This window comes from Pseudomonas sp. E315 (assembly GCF_055406205.1).
The window spans coordinates 266,686-289,784 of the sequence record NZ_JBUZPJ010000004.1; the positions used below are offsets into that span (position 1 = coordinate 266,686).

16 protein-coding genes are annotated in these 23,099 nt (G+C 54.8%); 9 read left to right on the top strand and 7 right to left on the bottom strand.

The window, feature by feature from the left end; all coding sequences use genetic code 11:
• Window positions 1-76: 76 nt before the first annotated feature.
• Window positions 77-355: a cold shock domain-containing protein gene (locus tag ACZRJQ_RS08430; protein WP_463977995.1), complete on the bottom strand. Its 279-nt coding sequence runs from the start codon at window positions 353-355 to the stop codon at window positions 77-79.
• A gap of 225 nt (window positions 356-580) precedes the next feature.
• Here ACZRJQ_RS08430 and clpS point away from each other — a divergent pair, with 225 nt between their 5' ends.
• The gene (gene clpS / locus ACZRJQ_RS08435; protein ID WP_463977996.1) at window positions 581-943 is read left to right on the top strand and encodes an ATP-dependent Clp protease adapter ClpS; all 363 of its coding nucleotides are present in this window, start codon (window positions 581-583) and stop codon (window positions 941-943) included.
• 29 nt (window positions 944-972) lie between these two features.
• Window positions 973-3,243, top strand: a complete 2,271-nt coding sequence (gene clpA, locus ACZRJQ_RS08440; RefSeq protein ID WP_463977905.1) for an ATP-dependent Clp protease ATP-binding subunit ClpA — start codon at window positions 973-975, stop codon at window positions 3,241-3,243.
• 161 nt (window positions 3,244-3,404) lie between these two features.
• On the opposite strand, the gene infA is transcribed toward clpA, so the two are convergent.
• The 3 genes from infA to aat all read right to left on the bottom strand — a co-directional run bounded on the left by infA (window position 3,405) and on the right by aat (window position 5,165).
• Window positions 3,405-3,623, bottom strand: coding sequence for a translation initiation factor IF-1 (gene infA / locus ACZRJQ_RS08445; RefSeq protein WP_002553999.1), 219 nt, complete (start codon window positions 3,621-3,623; stop codon window positions 3,405-3,407).
• Window positions 3,624-3,722: 99 nt separating this feature from the next.
• Window positions 3,723-4,430, bottom strand: coding sequence for an arginyltransferase (locus ACZRJQ_RS08450; RefSeq protein WP_463977906.1), 708 nt, complete (start codon window positions 4,428-4,430; stop codon window positions 3,723-3,725).
• Window positions 4,431-4,484: 54 nt separating this feature from the next.
• A complete protein-coding gene (gene aat, locus ACZRJQ_RS08455) occupies window positions 4,485-5,165 on the bottom strand; it encodes a leucyl/phenylalanyl-tRNA--protein transferase (RefSeq protein ID WP_463977907.1) in 681 nt (226 codons plus the stop codon).
• Window positions 5,166-5,580: 415 nt separating this feature from the next.
• On the opposite strand from aat, the gene ACZRJQ_RS08460 reads away from it, so the two are divergent.
• Genes ACZRJQ_RS08460 through cysG form a run of 6 tightly spaced genes read left to right on the top strand, consistent with a single transcriptional unit; the run spans window position 5,581 to window position 13,080 of the window.
• Window positions 5,581-7,983 carry a DNA translocase FtsK gene (locus ACZRJQ_RS08460; protein WP_463977908.1) on the top strand — a complete coding sequence of 801 codons (2,403 nt, stop codon included), beginning with the start codon at window positions 5,581-5,583 and terminating at the stop codon, window positions 7,981-7,983.
• A 54-nt stretch (window positions 7,984-8,037) separates the two neighbouring features.
• A complete protein-coding gene (gene lolA / locus ACZRJQ_RS08465; RefSeq protein WP_463977909.1) occupies window positions 8,038-8,661 on the top strand; it encodes an outer membrane lipoprotein periplasmic chaperone LolA in 624 nt (207 codons plus the stop codon).
• Between the two features lie 30 nt (window positions 8,662-8,691).
• Entirely contained in the window at window positions 8,692-10,017 is a 1,326-nt protein-coding gene (locus tag ACZRJQ_RS08470) for a replication-associated recombination protein A (protein ID WP_463977910.1), read from the top strand.
• The gene (gene crcB / locus ACZRJQ_RS08475; RefSeq protein WP_463977911.1) at window positions 10,014-10,388 is read left to right on the top strand and encodes a fluoride efflux transporter CrcB; all 375 of its coding nucleotides are present in this window, start codon (window positions 10,014-10,016) and stop codon (window positions 10,386-10,388) included. The genes ACZRJQ_RS08470 and crcB overlap by 4 nt, the downstream gene beginning before the upstream one ends.
• 16 nt (window positions 10,389-10,404) lie before the next feature.
• Window positions 10,405-11,685 carry a serine--tRNA ligase gene (gene serS, locus ACZRJQ_RS08480; protein ID WP_463977912.1) on the top strand — a complete coding sequence of 427 codons (1,281 nt, stop codon included), beginning with the start codon at window positions 10,405-10,407 and terminating at the stop codon, window positions 11,683-11,685.
• Window positions 11,686-13,080 carry a siroheme synthase CysG gene (cysG, locus tag ACZRJQ_RS08485; protein WP_463977913.1) on the top strand — a complete coding sequence of 465 codons (1,395 nt, stop codon included), beginning with the start codon at window positions 11,686-11,688 and terminating at the stop codon, window positions 13,078-13,080. It begins immediately after the preceding gene.
• An 81-nt stretch (window positions 13,081-13,161) separates the two neighbouring features.
• Here cysG and ACZRJQ_RS08490 read toward each other — a convergent pair whose 3' ends face one another.
• From ACZRJQ_RS08490 to ACZRJQ_RS08500, 3 genes are all read right to left on the bottom strand, one after another.
• The gene (locus ACZRJQ_RS08490; protein WP_463977914.1) at window positions 13,162-14,349 is read right to left on the bottom strand and encodes an osmoprotectant NAGGN system M42 family peptidase; all 1,188 of its coding nucleotides are present in this window, start codon (window positions 14,347-14,349) and stop codon (window positions 13,162-13,164) included.
• A gap of 72 nt (window positions 14,350-14,421) precedes the next feature.
• The gene (gene ngg, locus ACZRJQ_RS08495; protein ID WP_463977915.1) at window positions 14,422-16,167 is read right to left on the bottom strand and encodes an N-acetylglutaminylglutamine synthetase; all 1,746 of its coding nucleotides are present in this window, start codon (window positions 16,165-16,167) and stop codon (window positions 14,422-14,424) included.
• 3 nt (window positions 16,168-16,170) lie between these two features.
• A complete protein-coding gene (locus ACZRJQ_RS08500; protein WP_463977916.1) occupies window positions 16,171-17,943 on the bottom strand; it encodes an N-acetylglutaminylglutamine amidotransferase in 1,773 nt (590 codons plus the stop codon).
• 326 nt (window positions 17,944-18,269) lie between these two features.
• Here ACZRJQ_RS08500 and ACZRJQ_RS08505 point away from each other — a divergent pair, with 326 nt between their 5' ends.
• A complete protein-coding gene (locus tag ACZRJQ_RS08505) occupies window positions 18,270-23,099 on the top strand; it encodes an NEL-type E3 ubiquitin ligase domain-containing protein (protein ID WP_463977917.1) in 4,830 nt (1,609 codons plus the stop codon).

Below are 23,099 nucleotides of genomic sequence, written 5' to 3' on the forward strand. Positions count from 1 at the left end.
TGATGTGACATAAAAAACGGCTGATTCATGTAAATGAATCGGCCGTTTTTTTGAGGCTGACTGTGGGATCGGTGGGTCAGACCGAGAGGGGATTAACCTCTTGCGCAGTCACTGTTGTCGCGCTGGTCGTTGGAGTGTTCGTAATGTTCACGGCATGTAGACCTTTGGGGCCTTGGGTGATTTCGAAACTCACAGGCTGACCCGCTTTTAGCGTCTTGTAGCCGTCCATCTGAATGGCTGAAAAATGGGCAAAGAAGTCGATTGGGTGTCCCTGTTCATCGATGCCTTCCTTGGCCTCCGTATTGATAAAGCCGAAGCCTTTGGCATTGTTGAACCACTTGACCTTGCCTTGCATACTCATATCCCTCTGCTACAAACGACTCCATCACTGGAGTATCATCCAGTTCACTCGCACATAAACCCATAAATAGGGTTGACTGTGCGGACCTTTATTCCCCACTGTGGGTACTATTGGTTGTAACACCGTTTTACCGATAGTCAAGGTCACGCGGCGGCGCGGTTGAAATTTGACGTGCTTGCCTCCATCACTGTATTCGCTCAACTACGAACCTTTCTTTCCATGCATGCAATCAGCCAGATTCGACTAACATTCAATCAGGATCGACCCGATTTTGATGGCGACGACTCCGCTGGCTTGGCTGTTCAAGAGGCTAAGCCTGTCCTTCAGGCGCCGCCGATGTACAAGGTGGTTTTGTTCAACGATGACTACACACCGATGGATTTCGTTGTCGAAGTGCTTGAGGTGTTTTTTAACTTGAATCGCGAATTGGCGACCAAGGTCATGCTGGCCGTTCATACAGAAGGACGGGCAGTGTGCGGCGTGTTTACCCGTGATATTGCTGAGACTAAAGCGGCGCAGGTAAATCAGTACGCACGCGAAAGCCAGCATCCGCTACTCTGTGAAATCGAGAAGGACGGTTAACGCCGACCACTTGGGTATGAGGTGAAGCCATGTTAAACCGCGAGCTCGAAGTCACCCTCAATCTTGCCTTCAAGGAAGCCCGCTCCAAGCGTCATGAGTTCATGACGGTTGAGCATCTCCTGTTGGCCCTTTTGGATAATGAGGCAGCCGCAACCGTTCTACGCGCCTGTGGCGCAAATCTCGACAAACTCAAGCATGACCTGCAAGAGTTTATTGACTCCACAACCCCTCTGATCCCTGTCCACGATGAAGACCGTGAGACCCAGCCAACACTGGGCTTTCAGCGCGTCTTGCAGCGTGCGGTGTTCCATGTGCAAAGCTCTGGCAAGCGTGAGGTCACGGGTGCCAATGTACTGGTCGCTATTTTCAGCGAGCAAGAAAGCCAGGCCGTGTTCATGCTCAAGCAGCAGAGCGTGGCGCGCATCGACGTTGTCAACTTTATTGCCCACGGCATCTCTAAAGTGCCGGGCCATAGCGATCACTCTGATGGCGAGCACGACATGCAGGATGAAGAGGGCGGCGAATCGTCGTCCTCAAGCAATCCTCTGGATGCTTATGCCAGCAACTTGAACGAACTGGCCCGCCAAGGGCGGATTGATCCGCTGGTAGGACGTGAGCTTGAAGTTGAGCGAGTGGCTCAGATTCTGGCTCGTCGTCGTAAAAACAACCCGTTGCTGGTGGGCGAGGCAGGCGTGGGTAAAACCGCAATTGCTGAAGGCTTGGCCAAGCGCATTGTGGATAATCAAGTGCCGGATTTGCTGGCTAACAGCATTGTCTACTCACTTGATCTTGGCGCACTGCTGGCGGGCACCAAGTACCGTGGTGATTTCGAGAAGCGCTTCAAGGCGCTGCTGGGTGAGTTGAAAAAACGCCCCCAGGCGATTTTGTTCATCGACGAAATCCACACCATTATTGGTGCTGGTGCAGCGTCTGGCGGGGTGATGGATGCCTCCAACCTGCTCAAGCCGCTGCTGTCCTCGGGTGACATTCGTTGCATTGGCTCGACCACTTTTCAGGAATTCCGCGGAATCTTCGAAAAAGACCGGGCCTTGGCGCGTCGTTTCCAGAAAGTTGATGTGTCCGAGCCATCGGTTGAAGACACCATTGGGATCCTGCGTGGCCTTAAAGGGCGCTTCGAGCAGCATCACAATATTGAATACAGCGATGAATCGTTGCGGGCCGCCGCTGAACTGGCTTCGCGTTATATCAACGATAGGCACATGCCGGACAAAGCCATTGATGTGATTGATGAGGCAGGTGCTTACCAGCGCCTGCAGCCCGTTGAAAAACGCGTCAAGCGCATTGAGGTTGAGCAGGTTGAAGACATCGTGGCGAAAATCGCCCGTATTCCACCTAAGCATGTCTCCAGCTCCGACAAAGAGCTGCTGCGTAACCTTGAGCGCGATCTCAAGCTGACCGTGTTTGGTCAGGATGCAGCGATTGATTCGCTGTCGACTGCTATCAAACTGTCTCGTGCTGGCCTCAAATCACCGGACAAGCCCGTCGGCTCATTCCTGTTCGCGGGCCCTACCGGCGTGGGTAAAACCGAAGCTGCGCGTCAGTTGGCCAAGGCTTTGGGTGTCGAGTTAGTGCGTTTTGACATGTCTGAGTACATGGAGCGTCATACCGTATCGCGTCTGATCGGTGCGCCTCCAGGTTACGTAGGTTTTGATCAGGGCGGTTTGTTGACGGAAGCCATTACCAAGCAACCGCATTGCGTGTTGTTGCTCGATGAGATCGAGAAGGCGCATCCCGAAGTCTTTAACCTGTTGTTGCAGGTGATGGATCACGGCACGCTCACTGATAACAACGGGCGCAAGGCTGACTTCCGCAACGTGATCATTATCATGACCACCAACGCAGGCGCAGAGACGGCTTCGCGGGCGTCAATCGGGTTTACCTTCCAGGATCACTCTTCCGATGCGATGGAAGCGATCAAGAAGAGCTTTACTCCGGAGTTCCGCAACCGTTTGGACACCATCATTCAGTTTGGTCGCCTCAGTCATGAGGTCATCAAAAATGTGGTGGACAAGTTCCTCACCGAGCTGCAAGCACAGCTGGAAGACAAGCATGTGCAGCTTGATGTGACAGACGCGGCGCGCGGTTGGTTGGCAGCAGGTGGCTACGATGTGTTGATGGGCGCACGACCAATGGCGCGTTTGATCCAAGAAAAAATCAAGCGTCCGTTGGCTGAGGAGATTCTCTTTGGTGAGCTGGCCGATCACGGCGGTGTGGTTCACATCGACCTGAAAGACGGCGAACTGACCTTTGAATATGAAACTGCAGTCGAAATGGCGTAGTTGATATCGCGGTACAAAAAAAGCGCCGAAAGGCGCTTTTTTTGTACCGCAATTCCGTGGGAGCTGCCGCAGGCTGCGATCCTTAAGGATCAAAAGATCGTCGCCAGCGGATAACGCACACAAAAACGCCCGGCATAACCGGGCGTTTTGTATTGACTTGATTAGCGAGCGCGGTAAGTGATGCGCCCTTTGCTCAAGTCATAGGGCGTCAGCTCGACGCGCACTTTGTCACCGGTAAGAATACGAATGTAGTTCTTGCGCATCTTGCCGGAGATATGCGCGGTTACGACGTGCCCATTTTCCAACTCCACACGAAACATGGTGTTGGGCAGGGTGTCGACGACAGTGCCTTCCATTTCGAAGCTGTCTTCTTTCGACATGCAGTAAAGCCCTCGGTGTCCAATGAATGGCCCGGTGCAACTGCGCCAGGCAAAAGCGGCGTGCATTGTGCCCGAAAAATGGGGTTTAAGCCAAGGGGTTCAGTTAAGAGTGCTCCATCTTTGGTTAATCAGCAGCTCAATGGGCCTGTATTCGGTCTTGTAATTCATCTTTTTGCAGTTTTTGATCCAGTACCCAAGGTACAAAGCATCAAGCTCCAGACGCCGGGCTTCGGCAATTTGCCAAAGAATCCCGTAGCGTCCAAGGCTGCGGCGCTCTTGATCCGGGTCATAAAAGGTGTAGACCGCTGATAAGCCATTAGGCAGTACGTCGGTTACCGCTACTGCGAGCAGGCGTCCATCAAGGCGAAACTCGTAGAATTTCGAGAACGGCAGGTCACGCACCAAAAAAGTCGAAAACTGGTCTCGGCTGGGCGGAAACATATCGCCATCAGCATGGCGTTGTTCGATATAGCGTTGGTAAAGATCGAAATGCTCTTCACTGAACCCCGGCTTGGCCTCTTGCACCTTTAAGTCGGCGTTGCGCTTGAAAATGCGTTTTTGCTGACGATTAGGGATAAAGCGTGCCACTGGAATGCGCGCCGGGGTGCAGGCGTCGCACTTTTGGCAGTGCGGACGGTAGAGGTGATCGCCGCTGCGCCGAAAGCCCATTTCGGACAAGTCGGCATACACCTGCACGTCCATTGGCTGGCTGGGGTCGAGGAACAGCGTGGTGGCCTGTTCATCGGGCAGGTAGCTGCAAGTGTGAGGTTGAGTGGCATAAAACTTCAAGCGCGCCAGCTCGGTCATGATCGGCCCTCGGAAAATCTTTAAATTAAGTGTAAGCCAGCTCGCAAAACTCGCCTACAAAACCCATTGGGCCGTTGTAGGTTGATCCAGATGGTCGCGTAAGTAATCGGCGAACTGCTGACGCGGTATAGCGCGCGCACCCAAACTGTGCAGATGATCGGTTGGCATTTGGCAGTCAATCAGCACAAAACCCCATGCTTGAAGGTGTTTGACCAGTGTTGCAAAGCCGAACTTTGAAGCGTTGTCGGCACGACTGAACATCGACTCGCCAAAAAACAGTTGGCCCATTGCCAGGCCATACAGCCCACCGACTAGCTCACCGTTGTCCCACACTTCTACTGAGTGGGCAAAGCCCCGAGCGTGAAGCTCGATGTAGGCACTTTGCATTTCATCGGTAATCCAAGTGCCGTCCGCATAGCTGCGCGGGGCGGCGCAGGCTTGAATCACGCGGGCAAAATCCCGGTCAAAGCTCACTTGGTAGCGTTGTTGGCGTAGAAGCTTTCCCAAACTGCGAGAGATGTGCAGTTCTTCGGGAAACAGCACCGTGCGCGGGTCAGGCGACCACCAAAGAATGGGCTGCCCCTCGGAAAACCATGGAAAGCACCCGTGGCGGTAGGCGTGAATCAGCCGATCCGCGCAAAGATCGCCGCCAGCGGCCAGAAGGCCGTTGGGCTCGCGCATTGCCTTTGTTAAAGGCGGGAATGTCAGGGTGTCGCGTTTTAACCAAGTCAGCATGGCAATCAGTCTTACAGAATAAGGGGAGGAGGCTGCAACTCTGTGGTGCTTGTGCGGTCTTAGTCGATCTGACCAGTTACTGTTTTGGTTGCGCTATAAGTCTTTGTCACAAAAGGTAATGCGTGCTCAAATTGGCGCCTCAAAGGTATCTGATGGGCGATTTTTCTCACGCCCTTTGTCAACGTGGCATCCACGGCTTAAACCCGTACAATGGCTCGCCTGTTTGAGCTGTTCTAAGCTGCACATAGTTCGCTGCACTTCATGGTCGGCTGATCATGTCATTGCGGGTAATAGTACAAGGCTGTGTGCAAGGCTAGTCCAGTTTCATGTCTGAACTTGTCACCTGTTCGATTTGAACAGTATTTTGCAGTCAATCAATAGTTGGGCGCGCCGCAGGCGCAGGAATAGACGCGTTTTGAAGAAATCCACAGCAGCACCTACAGCAGTTCCTCTCTGGCGTCAGCAATTGCACTACCGGCTTAAGGAAGGTGCATTGATTGCTATAGGCGCCTTATGCCTGTTTCTGATGATGGCCTTGCTGACCTACAGCAAGGATGATCCCGGCTGGAGCCACAATAGCCGTGTGGTGGATGTGCAGAACTTTGGCGGCCCTGCGGGCTCGTACAGTGCTGACATCCTGTTCATGGTGCTCGGTTACTTTGCCTACATTTTCCCGCTGCTGCTGGCGGTCAAGGCCTACCAGATTTTCCGTGAACGGCATCAGCCGTGGCAGTGGAGTGGCTGGTTGTTTTCGTGGCGCTTGATCGGTCTGGTTTTTTTGGTGCTCTCGGGAGCAGCGCTGGCTCACATTCACTTTCACTCCGCCGAAGGCCTACCAGCGGGTGCGGGTGGCGCACTGGGTGAAAGTCTGGGTGATCTGGCCAAGAACGCCCTGAACATTCAGGGCAGCACTTTGTTGCTGATTGCCCTGTTTCTGTTCGGTTTGACGGTTTTCACTGACTTGTCATGGTTCAAGGTCATGGACGTCACCGGCAAAATCACTCTGGATTTGTTTGAGCTGATTCAAGGCGCTGCCAATCGCTGGTGGTCGGAGCGCAATGAGCGCAAACAGCTTGTGGCGCAATTGCGTGAGGTGGATACACGGGTCAGCGAAGTGGTCGCACCGAGCGTTTCTGACAAACGCGAACAAGCCAAGGCCAAAGAGCGCTTGATCGAACGCGAGCAGGCGCTGAGCAAGCACATGGCCGAGCGCGAAAAACATGTGCCTGCCGTGATTGCTCCGGCCCCAGCCAAGGCTCCAGAGCCGAGCAAGCGTGTGCAAAAAGAGAAACAAGTGCCGTTGTTTGTCGACAGTGCAGTAGAGGGCACTTTGCCTCCCATTTCGATTCTTGACCCGGCCGAGAAGAAACAACTCAATTATTCGCCAGAGTCGTTGGCCGCTGTGGGGCACCTGCTTGAGATCAAGCTCAAGGAGTTTGGGGTTGAGGTCTCGGTTGACTCTATCCACCCGGGCCCGGTTATTACTCGCTACGAAATTCAGCCTGCTGCCGGGGTCAAGGTAAGCCGTATCGCCAACCTGGCCAAAGACTTGGCTCGTTCGCTGGCAGTGACCAGCGTGCGGGTGGTTGAAGTCATCCCCGGTAAAACCACGGTTGGTATCGAAATTCCTAACGAAGACCGCCAGATCGTGCGCTTTTCGGAGGTGTTGTCGACCCCTGAATTTGACGACGCTAAATCGCCCGTCACCTTGGCCCTGGGGCACGACATTGGCGGCAAGCCAGTGATCACCGATTTGGCCAAAATGCCACACTTGCTGGTGGCCGGTACGACCGGTTCCGGTAAGTCGGTAGGCGTTAACGCCATGATCCTGTCGATTCTGTTCAAGTCTGGCCCTGAAGACGCCAAGCTGATCATGATCGACCCGAAAATGCTTGAACTGTCGATCTACGAAGGCATCCCGCATTTACTGTGCCCAGTGGTTACCGACATGAAGGATGCGGCCAACGCTCTGCGTTGGAGCGTTGCCGAGATGGAGCGTCGCTACAAGCTGATGGCCAAGATGGGGGTGCGTAACCTTGCGGGCTTCAACCAGAAAATCAAGGACGCAGAAGCGGCTGGCGAACCCTTGACCGACCCGCTGTATAAGCGTGAAAGCATTCACGACGAAGCGCCGTTGCTAACCAAGTTGCCAACCATCGTGGTGGTGGTCGACGAATTTGCCGACATGATGATGATCGTCGGCAAAAAGGTTGAAGAGCTGATCGCCCGTATTGCCCAGAAAGCGCGAGCCGCGGGCATCCACTTGATACTCGCCACACAGCGCCCTTCGGTTGACGTGATCACTGGCTTGATCAAGGCCAACATTCCGACCCGCATGGCGTTTCAGGTTTCAAGCAAGATCGACTCACGTACCATCATCGATCAAGGCGGTGCCGAGCAATTGCTGGGCCACGGCGACATGCTGTACATGCCGCCAGGCACCAGCCTGCCGATTCGTGTGCATGGTGCGTTTGTATCGGATGAAGAAGTACACCGTGTGGTTGAAGCCTGGAAGCTGCGTGGCAGCCCGGACTACAACGATGACATTCTTGCCGGCGTTGAAGAGCCCGGCAGCGGGTTTGACGGCGGCAGCAGCGAAGGCAGTGATGATGCTGAAACCGATGCGCTGTACGACGAGGCCGTTCAGTTCGTTCTGGAAAGTCGCCGCGCCTCAATATCGGCGGTACAGCGCAAATTGAAAATCGGCTACAACCGCGCTGCGCGCATGATCGAGTCCATGGAAATGGCCGGGGTCGTAACTTCAATGAATACCAATGGCTCGCGTGAAGTGCTGGCGCCTGCTCCAATACGCGACTGATTATGCCTGCCTGCGTACAAGCAGGCAGCGTTAAACCAATCAATGAGGATTTTCATGCGTCTTATCAGCATGCTTTTGTTACCGGTGTTGGCCTTTACTGCATTTTCCGCCAGTGCCGCTCAGCCAGATGTTCAGAGTTTGACCAACCTTCTAGAAAGCTCGAAAACGCTTACTGGCCGTTTTACGCAGCTCACACTTGATGGCTCCGGTACACAATTACAGGAAACTGCTGGTGAGATGGCTTTGCAGCGTCCGGGCCTGTTCTACTGGCACACCGATGCTCCTAACGAGCAGACGATGATTTCTGATGGTCAGAAAGTCACCCTCTGGGACCCTGATCTGGAGCAGGCCACGATCAAGAAGCTTGATCAGCGTTTAACTCAAACCCCTGCCCTGTTGTTGTCGGGTGATGTGTCTAAAATCAGCGAAAGTTTTGACATCACCTCTAAAGAGGCCGGTGAGGTGAAGGACTTCACCTTGAAACCTAAAACCAAAGACACGTTGTTCGATTCCCTACGCCTGTCGTTTCGTAGCGGCAAAATCAACGATATGCAGTTGATTGACAGCGTGGGGCAGCGCACCAACATTTTGTTCACTGGAGTGAAGGCCAACGAGCCGATCCCAGCGTCAAAATTCAAGTTCGACATCCCGAAAGGGGCTGATGTGATCCAGGAATAAGCCTGGGACAAGAGGTTTTAAACGCTGCTCATGGATTTGTTTCGAAGCGCTCCGATAGCTCAACCCTTGGCTGCCCGTTTGCGCGCAACCAACCTGGATGAATATGTCGGCCAACAGCACCTGCTCGCACGCGGCAAGCCCTTGCGCGAAGCGCTGGAGCAGGGCGCGCTGCATTCGATGATTTTCTGGGGGCCGCCGGGTGTGGGTAAAACCACCTTGGCGCGGTTGCTGGCTGAAGTGTCGGATGCGCACTTTGAAACCGTTTCGGCGGTTTTGGCAGGGGTCAAAGAGATCCGTCAAGCTGTCGAAATCGCCAAGCAGCAAGCTGGCCAGTATGGACGGCGTACCATCCTGTTCGTTGACGAAGTGCATCGCTTCAACAAGTCACAGCAGGATGCGTTTTTGCCTTATGTGGAAGACGGCACCTTGATCTTCATTGGTGCGACCACTGAAAACCCGTCTTTTGAACTCAATAACGCGCTGCTTTCGCGGGCGCGAGTGTATGTGCTCAAAAGCCTTGATGAAGCCGCTTTGCATAAGTTGGTGCAGCGCGCACTGACCGAAGAACGAGGCTTGGGCAAGCGTGGTTTAACCCTCAGTGAAGAAGGGTTTCATATCTTGCTCAGGGCCGCGGACGGTGATGGCAGGCGGTTGCTTAATCTGCTTGAAAACGCCTCGGATCTAGCTGAAGACAACAGCGAAATTGGCACCGATCTGTTGCAAAGTTTGTTGGGCGACACTCAGCGTCGGTTCGACAAGGGGGGCGAGGCTTTTTACGATCAGATTTCTGCATTGCATAAATCGGTACGTGGCTCTAACCCGGACGGTGCGTTGTATTGGTTTGCACGCATGATTGATGGCGGCTGCGACCCGTTGTACATCGCCCGACGTGTAGTGCGCATGGCCAGTGAAGACATTGGTAACGCAGACCCTCGCGCGTTGAGCTTGTGTTTGTCGGCGTGGGACGTGCAAGAGCGTCTCGGCAGCCCGGAAGGTGAGCTGGCCGTCGCACAAGCAATCACGTATTTGGCCTGTGCGCCCAAAAGCAATGCCGTGTACATGGGCTTCAAGGCTGCACTGCGCAGTGCCAGCGAGCATGGCTCGCTTGAAGTGCCGCTGCATTTGCGTAATGCGCCAACCAAGCTGATGAAACAACTCGGCTATGGCGACGAATACCGTTACGCCCATGACGAGCCCGACGCTTACGCGGCCGGTGAAGACTACTTCCCGGATGAACTTGAGCCCTTGGCGCTCTATCAGCCTGTGCCGCGTGGGCTTGAATTGAAGATCGGCGAGAAGCTAAAACACTTGGCAGCACTTGATCGTGTCAGCCCCATACAGCGCCGAAAGCCATGATTGCGTTGATCGCGGCCGTCTCGGCAGGCGGCATTGCAGGCACCTTGCTGCGCTTTGCGACGGGTAACTGGATTACCGCCAATTGGCCGCGGCACTTTTATACCGCGACGTTGGCCGTTAATATCGTGGGCTGCCTGCTGATTGGCGTCCTTTACGGACTTTTTCTGATACGCCCGGAAGTACCGATTGAAGTCCGTGCCGGACTGATGGTCGGTTTCCTGGGTGGGTTAACCACTTTTTCATCTTTTTCACTGGATACGGTGCGCCTGCTTGAAAGCGGGCAAGTGCCACTGGCACTGGGCTATGCGGCCCTCAGCGTATTCGGCGGGCTGCTTGCAACATGGGCTGGCCTGTCCCTGACCAAACTTTGATAAACGAGAAACCGACATGCTCGATTCCAAACTGTTACGTAGCAACCTGCAGGACGTAGCGGATCGCCTCGCATCCCGTGGCTTCACGCTGGACGTGGCACGTATCGACGCGCTGGAAGCCAAGCGCAAAGAAGTGCAGACCCTGACCGAGCGGTTGCAGGCTGAGCGTAATGCCATTTCCAAGAGCATTGGTCAGGCCAAGGCCCGTGGTGAAGACATCGCGCCGCTGATGGCGAGCGTCGAAACCATGGGTAGCGAGCTGAACAACGGCAAGGTTGCATTGGACGCCATTCAGACCGAGCTGGACTCGATTCTGCTAAGCCTGCCAAACCTGCCAGACGCCTCCGTGCCGGTAGGTGCTGATGAAGACGCCAACGTAGAAATTCGTCGCTGGGGCACACCCAAGACCTTTGATTTTGAGATCAAGGATCACGTTGCACTGGGCGAACAATACGGCTGGCTGGATTTCGAAACGGCGGCCAAGTTGTCTGGTGCACGTTTTGCCTTGTTACGCGGCCCTATCGCACGTATGCACCGTGCGTTGGCGCAGTTCATGCTCAACCTGCATATCAATGAACACGGCTACGAAGAGGCGTATACGCCTTACCTGGTGCAAGCACCTGCGCTGCAAGGTACGGGCCAGTTGCCTAAGTTCGAAGAAGACCTGTTCAAGATCAGCCGCGAAGGCGAAGCCGATCTGTACTTGATTCCGACCGCCGAAGTGTCGCTGACCAACATTGTGTCGGGCGAAATCGTCGATCACAAATCGCTGCCGATCAAGTTTGTGGCACACACGCCATGCTTTCGCAGTGAGGCTGGCGCATCGGGCCGTGACACGCGTGGCATGATCCGCCAGCACCAGTTCGACAAGGTTGAAATGGTGCAGATCGTTGAGCCATCCACCTCGATGCAGGCACTGGAAGGCTTGGTCGGCAACGCCGAAAAAGTCCTGCAATTGCTTGAGCTGCCTTATCGCACGCTGGCGCTTTGCACAGGTGACATGGGCTTCAGCGCGGTCAAAACCTACGATCTGGAAGTGTGGATCCCGAGCCAGGACAAGTACCGCGAAATTTCGTCGTGCTCCAACTGTGGCGACTTCCAGGCCCGTCGTATGCAGGCCCGCTTCCGTAACCCTGAAACCAACAAACCTGAGCTGGTTCACACCCTCAACGGTTCTGGTTTGGCAGTAGGCCGTACCTTGGTTGCCGTGCTTGAAAACTACCAGCAGGCTGACGGCTCGATCCGTGTGCCTGAAGTGCTCAAGCCCTACATGGGCGGCATTGAGGTCATCGGCTAAATGGAGTTTCTGCCGCTGTTTCATAACCTGCGTGGCAGTCGTGTGCTGGTGGTCGGTGGTGGGGAAATTGCCTTGCGCAAATCCCGACTGCTGGCCGATGCCGGGGCAGTGCTGCGGGTTGTTGCACCCGCCATAGAGGCCCAACTGTGCGAGCTGGTTAACAGCAGCGGTGGAGAGCTGGTGTTGCGTGGCTATGTTGAATCCGACCTTGATGGCTGCGGATTGATCATCGCCGCCACCGATGACGAGCCGCTTAATGCTCAAGTCAGTGCGGATGCTCATCGCCGTTGTGTGCCGGTCAATGTGGTGGATGCGCCTGCTTTGTGCAGTGTGATTTTTCCCGCCATTGTGGACCGTTCGCCGTTGGTGATTGCGGTTTCCAGTGGTGGTGATGCGCCGGTCTTGGCCCGCTTGATTCGCGCTAAGCTCGAAACCTGGATTCCTTCGACTTATGGTCAGTTGGCGGGGTTGGCCGCGCGTTTTCGTGCTCAGGTCAAAGGCCTGTTCCCGGATGTGCAGCAACGCCGCGCTTTCTGGGAAGACGTCTTTCAAGGCCCGATTGCTGACCGCCAACTGGCCGGGCAGGGGACTGAAGCCGAGCGCTTGCTGCTGGCCAAGATCAACGGCCAAGCCACCAAGGCTACCGGCGAGGTTTACCTCGTGGGTGCTGGCCCGGGTGATCCGGATTTGCTGACCTTTCGCGCACTGCGTTTGATGCAGCAGGCGGACGTGGTGCTCTACGACCGTTTGGTCGCCCCTGCGATTCTTGAGCTATGCCGTCGTGACGCCGAGCGCATTTACGTCGGCAAGCGTCGTGCTGACCATGCCGTGCCCCAAGACCAGATTAATCAGCAATTGGTGGATTTGGCCAAGCAAGGCAAGCGTGTGGTTCGGCTTAAAGGCGGCGACCCGTTCATCTTTGGTCGTGGCGGCGAAGAAATCGAAGAGCTGGCCGCCCACGGGATTCCTTTTCAAGTCGTGCCGGGGATTACCGCAGCCAGTGGTTGCGCAGCCTATGCCGGGATTCCGCTGACCCATCGCGACTACGCCCAATCTGTGCGTTTCGTGACCGGGCACTTGAAGGACGGCACCAGCAATCTGCCGTGGAACGACTTGGTCGCCCCGGCACAAACCTTGGTGTTCTACATGGGGCTGGTGGGTTTACCGACTATTTGCGAACAGTTGATCGCACATGGGCGTTCACCTGCCACGCCCGCCGCGCTGATACAGCAAGGCACAACGTCCAACCAACGAGTATTTACCGGCACGTTGAGCGATTTACCGACACTGGTGGCAGAGCATGAAGTTCACGCCCCTACGCTGGTGATCGTGGGCGAAGTGGTATTGCTGCGTGAGAAGCTGGCGTGGTTTGAAGGCGCACAGTCTCAGGTGTAACAACCCGCGACACGCCCGTAGGCTGCGATTGTGTGATTTTTACGATCACGCGTTCGCAGCCTGCGGGCGTTTTTTGTTTGTTTAGCCTCGGTTGTCCCCCATCAAACTGTCTACCGACGGCACTCGGGTGTCGCTCTCCATCTGTGCGTCATGTTCCAGCTGATGACTGAAGCGATCCAGCGAGCCTTGTGCGGGCTGTGCGTCGCTGGCAAACACGGGTGGGCTCAGGATGTACGCCCCAAGCAGGCGACTTAACGCCGCCAAACTGTCGATGTGGGTGCGCTCATAGCCGTGGGTCGCATCACAGCCAAAGGCGAGCAATGCACAACGAATGTCATGCCCGGCGGTTACTGCCGAATGCGCATCGCTGAAGTAGTAGCGGAACATATCGCGGCGTACCGGCAACTCGTTTTCGCTCGCCAAACGCAACAGATGGCGCGACAAATGATAGTCATACGGCCCCCCCGAATCCTGCATCGCCACACTCACCGCGTGTTCGCTGGAATGTTGGCCCGGTGCTACGGGTGCGATATCAATGCCGACAAACTCACTCACGTCCCACGGCAATGCCGCTGCGGCGCCGCTGCCGGTTTCTTCGGTGATGGTGAACAGCGGATGGCAGTCAATCAGTGGCTGTTGGCCGCTGTCGACGATGGCCTTTAACGCGGCCAACAACGCCGCAACACCTGCTTTGTCATCCAGGTGGCGAGCACTGATATGACCGCTGTCCGTGAATTCCGGGAGTGGATCAAAGGCCACAAAATCGCCGACATTGACGCCTAGTGAATCGCAGTCGGCGCGGGTGGCGCAGTAGGCGTCCAGACGTAATTCAATGTGATCCCAACTGATCGGCAGTTCATCGACCCCGGTATTGAATGCGTGGCCTGAGGCCATTAATGGCAACACACTGCCGCGAATCACGCCATTGTCGGTAAATAAGCTGACCCGGCTGCCTTCGGCAAAGCGACTAGACCAACAGCCCACGGGCGCTAACACCAAACGCCCATTGTCTTTGATCGCCCGCACGCTGGCGCCGATGGTGTCCAAGTGGGCAGAGACGGCGCGATCCGGGCTGTTTTTCTGGCCCTTTAGAGTGGCCCGCAACGTGCCGCGCCGGGTCAACTCAAAGGGGATTCCGAGTTCTTCGAGGCGTTCTGCGACATAGCGCACGATGGTATCGGTAAACCCGGTAGGGCTGGGGATGGCTAGCATTTCCAGCAGTACCCGTTGCAGGTAGTCAAGGTCGGGTTCGGGGATTGTGCGTTTCATAAGAACTCCTCAGGCAGGGCCAATCGCGTTCTGTCTTCGCGAGTTGGCCCCATTTGACGTTCAGCCATGCACTCAAAGCGCAGGCTGACTGTGGGGGAACAGCAAGTCGATAAAGCGCTCAGCTGTCGGTTGAGGTTCGTGGTTGGCCAGCCCTGCGCGCTCATTGGCTTCGATAAACACGTACTCAGGCTGATCGGCAGCCGGCACCATCAGATCCAGCCCAACGACCGGGATATCTAACGCCCGAGCAGCGCGAATGGCTGCATCGGCCAGCACGGGATGCAGGTGTTGGGTCACGTCCTCCAAGCACCCCCCAGTGTGCAGATTGGCAGTGCGGCGCACCGCCAGTGTCTGGCCTGCTGGCAGAATGCTGTCGTACTCATAGCCAGCGGCCTGCACTGTGCGCAGGGTTTCGGCGTCCAGCGGGATGCGGCTCTCGCCATCGGTGGCAGCTTGTCGGCGACGGCTTTGGGTTTCAATCAGGTGCTGCACGCTGTGCAAACCGTCCCCCAACACTTGTGCAGGGCGGCGAATGGCAGCCGCCACCACTTCAAAGCCGATCACCACAATGCGCAGGTCGAGCCCCTCATGGAAGCTTTCGAGCAGCACGCGCTGGTCAAAGCGCTTTGCCACGTCGATGGCGTGCTGCACATCCTCAATGCAGGTCAGATCCACGGCTACGCCGTTGCCTTGTTCGCCATCCAGAGGTTTGACCACCACGCGTAAGTGCTGCTCAAGAAACGCCAGATTGTCATCGGCATTGCCCGCACGTTGCTGCGTGGGCACGTTCAAACCCGCATTGTTTAACACCTTGTGGGTCAGGCTTTTGTCCTGACACAGGCTCATGCTGATAGCGCTGGTGAGGTCGGTGAGTGACTCACGGCATCGGATTTTGCGACCGCCGTGGGTGAGGGTGAAAAGTCCGGTACTGGCGTCATCTATTTGGACATCGATCCCGCGCTTGTAGGCTTCTTCAACCAGAATGCGGGCATAAGGATTTAGACCTTCTTGTGGCCCCGGCCCAAGAAACAGCGGCTGATTGATGCCGTTTTTGCGTTTGATGGCGAACGTGGACAAGGTGCGAAAGCCCAGTTTGGCGTACAGGTTTTTTGCCTGATGGTTATCGTGCAACACCGACAAGTCGAGATAGCTAAGGCCCCGGCTCATAAAGTGTTCGATCAAGTGCCGCACCAACACCTCACCCACGCCAGGCCGTGTGCATTGCGGGTCAACGGCCAAACACCACAGGCTGCTGCCATGCTCAGGGTCGTTAAAAGCTGTGTGGTGGTTCAAACCCATCACACTGCCAATCACCGCGCCACTGTCCTCGTCCTCAGCCAGCCAATACACCGGGCCTCCTTGATGGCGGGCTGTTAGTAGGGCCGGGTCAATGGGCAGCATTGTGCGCGCCAGATACAGCGCGTTGATCGCTTGCCAGTCGGCATCGCTTTGCGCCCGTCGAATCCGAAAGCCACGGAACACGCGGGTTGCTTGCCGGTAATCGGTGAACCACAGACGTAAAGTGTCAGACGGATCAAGAAACAACTGTTGCGGCGATTGCGCGAGCACTTGCTGGGGCGCAGCCACATACAGGGCGATATCGCGTTCACCAGCTTGTTCATTGAGCAACTCACTGGCCAGACAAGCCGGGTCGGGAAAGGTGTGCCCGATCAGCAAACGCCCCCAGCCGCAATGCACGGCCACGGGTTGTGCGCCCAGTTCACTGCCATCTTCGGCAAAGCGTGCTTGCAGACGCTCGTAAGACGGGGTTTGGCCGCGTAACAAACGTTGGCTGTAAGCCGTAGCGAGGGGTTTCATGGGTTAGATTCCTTGCTCGCTCAGCCACAGGTTTAACGCAGCCAGTTGCCACAGTTTTGAGCCGTTTAACGGCGTCAGTTGACTCTGGGGGTTGGTCAGCAGGCGGTCGAGCATAGCGGGTTGAAACAGGCCACGATCCTGGCTTGGGTCCAGCAGCAGGTCGCGCACCCAATTGAGGGTGTCGCCTTGTAAATGCTTGAGACCGGGGACCGGAAAGTAGCCTTTTTTGCGATCAATGACTTCACTGGGAATGACCAGACGGGCAGCTTCTTTGAGGACGTGCTTACCGCCATCGGGCAGCTTGAAGCGCGCGGGGATGCGTGCCGACAGTTCAGCCAAGCGGTAATCGAGAAACGGCGTACGCGCTTCAAGCCCCCAGGCCATCGTCATGTTGTCCACTCGTTTGACCGGGTCATCCACCAGCATCACTGTGCTGTCCAGCCGCAAGGCTTTATCGACGCCAGCGTCTGCGCCAGGTTGTGCGAAATGTTGGCGCACAAAGTCGCCGGCCGCATCATTGGCTGTCAGCCACTGCGGTTGAACTGTGGCCTTGTAGTCGTCATAGCTGCGATCAAAAAATGCTTCGCGGTAAGCCGCATAAGGGTCGCTGGCGCCGTCGACTTGGGGATACCAGTGATAACCCGCAAACAACTCATCAGCGCCTTGGCCGCTTTGCACCACTTTGCAGTGTTTGGCCACTTCACGAGACAGCAGGTAAAACGCAATGCAGTCGTGACTGACCATAGGCTCACTCATGGCCCGAAAAGCGGCGGGTAGCTGTTCGATGATTTCATGCTCACCAATGCGCAACTGGTGATGGTGCGTGCCGTAGTGCTTGGCGATCAGATCCGAATACTCGAATTCATTACCGCGCTCGCCGCCTGCGTCTTCAAATCCGATGGAAAAGGTCGACAGATCCTGTACGCCTACTTCGCGCAACAACCCCACCAACAAGCTGGAATCAACACCGCCCGACAGCAGAACCCCAACATCCACTGCTGCACGCTGGCGAATGGCCACGGCTTCACGGGTGCTGTCGAGTACGCGGTCACGCCAGTCCTCCAGGGTTAAATGGGTTTCGTCGGCATGGGGGCCGTAGGGCAAGGTCCACCAGGTTTTCTGTTCGGTGTTGCCCTTGGCGTCGATGCGCAGCCATGTTGCGGGTGGCAATTTTTCGATACCGGCAACCAGCGTGCGAGGGGCAGGCACTACCGCGTGGAAGTTCAGATAATGGTTGAGCGCGACCGGGTCGAGCATCGGGTTGATGTCGCCCCCCTTGAGCAAGGCTGGCAGGGTCGACGCAAAGCGCAAGCGTTGGTGGGTATGCGACAGGTACAGCGGCTTGACGCCCAGACGATCGCGGGCAATGAACAGTTTTTGGCTATCGCGCTCCCAAATGGCAAAAGCAAACATGCCATTGAGTTTGGGCAGTAAGGCCTCGCCCCATGCGTGATAACCCTTTAGCAACACCTCCGTGTCGCCCTCGGAATAGAAGGCGTAGCCGAGGTCTTCGAGTTCTGCCCTTAATTCGGGAAAGTTATAAATGGCGCCATTGAAGGCCAGAGACAACCCAAGCTGATTGTCGATCATCGGCTGCGCAGAGCCGTCCGATAAATCCATGATTTTCAGTCGGCGGTGGCCGAGGGCTATTGGCCCCTGACTGTGAAACCCCCAAGCGTCAGGCCCACGAGGTGCAAGGTGATGGGTGATGCGTTCGATGGCTGCCAGGTCGGCAGGTTGGTGATCAAAACGTAACTCGCCAGCTAATCCGCACATGGTGCTAAAACCCTTTTGAATCCGGGCCTGAGCGCTGTTTCTCAGTCACACATGCCAATGACACATGGCAACTGATTGATCGCGCTCAGGCTCTGTTTTGGACCGGGTGTAGCACTCTGACCTTTAACCCGATCCCTTTCAGCGCAAGCACATCGTCAGAGTGCGCTGGCGTAAGCAGTCTTTTTTCGAGTGGGGAGAGCCTCAATCGTTCAAAAAACTTGGTGTAGCCATTTTTTTGAGTGAGCGCAATAGTTATGTATGGATTGGAGCGAGAAACGGGGCGTTAGGTTGATGGCTCACTATCAACTGACAAGGAAGCCCCCTGTATGACCCACACCAACAAGCGTCTACTGTTGGACGCACGCGACAACACCTTGAGCGATCTGGAGCCTACGGAGTTAGTGCTCAGCCACATGCCGAAGTGGTTGGTAAGCACTCGCGCTACACCGCAAATCATCAAAGCCTTGAATAAGGCAATGGAAGTTAGCCGTACTTATCACCTTAAAGTCGGCAAGCAATTCGGGCAGCTTAAAGATGTAGAAACCTTCGGCGCAGCGTTGTTGAATGCTGAACTCAAGCGCCAGTTCAAAGGAGCACCGCTTACTCCAAGCGATCATGTGGTGATTGCTCACGAACAGCTCGCAGGGATTAGCACATTGCTAGGCACGCTTGACTATCGTGTGACCTACGAAGAACCTAAAACCTTGTTATGGGCAGCGCTGCAAAACTTTCCAGAGAGGGAGAACTTCCACCAGCGGTGTCACTTCTTACTAAAGGGCCAGCCTAAAAAAATCAACGGTCTCGAGTTCAGGCACTTTGCAGCCTTTTGTCGCCAGCTTGATTTGGGTGGTCATTATCAGTCCTATTTGAAGGACTTCTTGAAAGTTGCAGTACCGGGCGGTGAAGCCCCAACCGCTGAGCAGGCGGCCACTCACTCGGACTTGGAGTTGCTCAAGGCTTACGATTTGGAAGTCGATGCTCATGTGGCGTATTTGAGCAATCGCATTAGCGAAACAGCCTATCAAGCGCTGATTGATTTGGCGGCTCAAGGTTGCGCAACAGGTTCTGACGCTCAGGTTATGCTGGATGATCAGCCGATTCTTCAAAGCTCGTTGTCTATTCTCGACACGACCATCGAAGGTGTGGTTGTATTTTCAGCAGATTCGGTGTTGATGCACCCGACCAACCGTTTAATCGCTTATATCCCTAATGACCCCGTGTCCCCCTTGCGGGAGTACCCGTCTTTACAGGCATTTATCGATGATTTGAAAGTGCGGCTGGCACAACCGGATTTTCAGAGTTTTTTTAGTCGCTTTATTGCTCTTAGTGCTAAACCCGCTTTTATTCAGTCACTCAAATCCATGCCCCCGGCTTTGGCACTTACGACAACGCCTCTGGGCAAAACAGCTGCGCACTATTTAGTCGCCAGCCATATAAAAAAGATGTTTGCCGACGCTCAAGTATTTGCCGTTCCTACGCGGGTGGTCGATGAGCGTGAGCGTGAAAAAACGTGGCAGATGTATAAGTCAGCAGGGCTGTTTTTGGTCAATGTGGCTTCGCTGTTTGTCCCGGCGTTGGGTGCAGTGATGTTGGCAGTGGCAGTTGTTGAAATGCTGTCGCAGGTTTATGAAGGCGTAGAGGACTGGGCGCATGGCGATATCGACCATGCCCGTTCGCACTTATTGAATGTGGCTAAAGATTTGGCCGTTGGTGTGGCCACGGTGATCGGGGTAGAGGTACTCAAAAAGACTGTTACCAGTGTGCGCCAAGCAAGCGTGGCTTACTTCAATGAGTTTGAACCTATTGCCCGTGATGATGGCTCCGTGCGCTTGTGGAACCGTGATCTAAAGCACTATGAAAGCACGCAACAGATGCTCCCCCATGAAACCGTCGATGAGCAGGGGATTATCACTGTTGGCGGTAAAACCTATGCCGAGGTTGATGGCAAAAAATACCAGATCGAGTTTGATGACAAAATCAATCAATGGCGCATTGAGCACCCTAAGCGTGAAAACGCTTATGGGCCAGCCTTAGTACACAATGGTGAAGGTACTTGGCAGCATGTGCATGAACAGCCGTTGAAGTGGGAGGGGAGTAGCACCTTAATGCGGCGTTTGGGAGTCGTCGCCGCCAAGCTCGATGACGTCGCTTTGGAGCGAGTCATGCAGGTCACTGACACCAGCGAAGCGGTGTTGCGAGAGGTGCATCTGGATAACTTGCCGCTACCCGCGTTGTTGAAGGTGAGTTTAAAACGTTTTGAGATTGATTCAGAGATCACTGCTTTTATTGAAAAAATGGGTCGCGGTGAACATCGAGCACCGGGTTTGGCAGAGCTGCAATTAAGTGTCGCGCCCCAATTGGCGGGCTGGCCTGAGGGCAAAGGACTGAGCTTGCTGGATGCTTCGGGTGCCGTCAGGCAGCGATATGGCAACTCTGCCTGGAGTCATACCGCTGAAAGTATCAGCGTTCTGCCTTCTGCAGCTGTTGAAGGCAATCTGCTTGAAACCCTACTTACCGGGCTGACTGAGCAAGAGCGCGAAGCGTTGATAGGTACAAGTGCTGCAGTGACCCCGGACTCGGTGAACCTGCTCGCTGCGAAGATGACGACTTATGCTCGGGAGCACCGACTGCAGGTATTTGAAAGTAATTATGAGCGTTTCAATGTGTTCGCTGATACGGCTGGTAACCCTATCCATACGAGTTTTTCGGGCTTGCCAGCACCCGTGATTCAAGCCTTGGTGGAGACAGCCAATCATGCTGATTACATTTCTTTGATTGAAGGCAAAGTGCCTCTTCGTGTGGCTGGGTATGCTCGTAGTTACCTGCAAACAGCACGTTTGGACCGCGCTTTAGAGGGTTTTTATCTGGAGTCGGTAAACCTTCAGGACACAGAAACACTCGCCGGCCACTTCTTGCCTCTGCTTGATCATTGGCCAGAGGGCGTGGGTTTTGAAGTCCGTGATGGCTCTATCTATGGCGCAGTCACTCATCGATTTGGTGCTGTAGGTTCGGCGAGCCCTCGTGTATTGGTCAGCAGTGTTCAGGGGTATCAGCGTTACACGCTAATGGGTGAGACTTACATACTTGATCCCGAAGCGGCTACACCGTCCTTGGTGACGACAGTATTTAAGTCGCTGACAGCCTCAGAGCGTAATGCCCTGGGGTTCCCAGAGGTTACAGATGAGTCACTTTTCAATGCGGCACTGGCTAAGTTGGCGGTGAAGGCGCGTACGCAGTCGCTGCAGGCCTTAGGCATGCAACAGATTAAGCCGTTGTTTAAGCCGCCTATCAGGCTGGCGAGCGGCAAGGTAGGTTATCCCTTATGCGGGAGAGATGTCGGAGCGCACTCCTCATCGTTAAAGCGGCGTGCCAGATATATTTATAAGGACTTTGACGATGCTGAAGTTGTGGGATATCTCGATTTGTTGATTGAGCAAGGGGTTGATCCACTGACAGAATTGCGCCGACTCAAGCGCGTTAAGCGAGAGATAACCAAAAGCTTACAGGCTTGGATCGACTCGCCTACAGGTTCAGGTAGGCCTGAAAGTGCGTTTATGGATAGTGCCGAAAATAAGTATGAGGCGAGTGCTCTGATGATGCTTGCCTGGCGCAGAGGCTTGGATCATATCTCATGGGCGCCAGGCGATGACAGCTATAACGTTAGTCTGGACGGTATACGCCTCGGCGAGTTACCGCCTTTACCCAGTAATCTTAGGCTCAACCACGTAGGCATCTTAAAGTTGAGCAACATGAGCGTCACGCGTGGAATTAATGAGTTTCTTGTCTGTTTTCCAAATATCACAACACTTGATATGGACAATAACGGCCTGGTTCATATTCCGACCCAGCTTGAGCAATTGCCATACCTCACAACGTTGTCCATGGCGCGTAACCGGATCGAATTAACGACTAGAAATATTACAATATTGAGCTCGTTGACCAAGTTGGAAAGTCTCAACCTCAATTACAACCCGCTAGGTAATGGCCTCGATTTGGATGACATGCCGCGCTTGCGAAATGTTTATCTTCGCAAAACAGAGATACGTGAGTGGCCCCAAGGGCTGATTACGCGTCCGCTGCTTGAGGTGGCTGATTTGCGTGAAAACCAGATCACTGACATACCCGAAGAGGTGTTTCAGGCTCCTGCGAGTGCTTCAGGCAATACCTCTTTGGCGGGTAACCCGTTATCGGCCAGCAGCCGTTTGCGTTTATCCCGCTTTGTTGCCAATGGTGGCAGCAATATGGGGGTTCGTAGTGAACACTTGGTCGACGAGACGTCAGCGTTTGATTTTTGGACATTGGGTATTACCAACTCGGAGCTTACTCGACGCTTGGGGCTGTGGAGCAGTTTGCGTGCTGACCCTGCTTCGGAAGATTTTTTCGTCGTGATAAGCCGTTTGGTGACTACCGCCGATGCGCAGAGCATTCGTTATGACATGACCCGCCGGGTATGGGAAATGATCGAGGCGGCGAATAAGAGTGAGCCGCTGCGCCGTGAGTTACTGGAAATAGCCGCCTCACCGCGCAGTTGCAGTGACAGTGTGGCAATGAGTTTTAGCTTTCTTGAGCAGCAAATGCAGTTGTCCAATATTTCGCTGAACTCACAGACCCGGGAGGCAGATTTACTATCATTTGCCAAGCGTCTATTCAGGCTTGAACAAGTGAGCCGGGTCGCTTCTGAAGACTACAACTCCCGTTTGCACATTGCTGGGCCTGCCCCCGATGAGCTTGAAGTGCACTTGGCCTATCGTCTTGGCTTGGCTAAGGTGCTTAAACTTCCCAGCCAGCCTCAAAGTATGTTGTTCAAAGAAATTGCGGGTGTAACTCAAGAGGATCTTAATAGGGCTCATGCCGAAGTCATTCGTGCCGAGGGAACTGCTGCGCTGGTGGAGTTTGTCAGTACGCGTGATTTTTGGAGAGAGCATTTGATCGATCAAAACGTGACCGAGTACACATTACTGACCGAACCGTACTTCAGCAAGCTGGCTGCAGTTTTGAAAGAATCGCCGGAAATGAGCAGCCTACGCTACTTACGCAAAGTCACCGAGATCCGTAATGAACTGGATCGGGTCATTGAGGCCTGGAGCTTTGAAAAGACAAAAATCATTTTGCCTTCAGTTGCTTCAACTCCCGTATCCAGTGAAAGCTCAGATTAA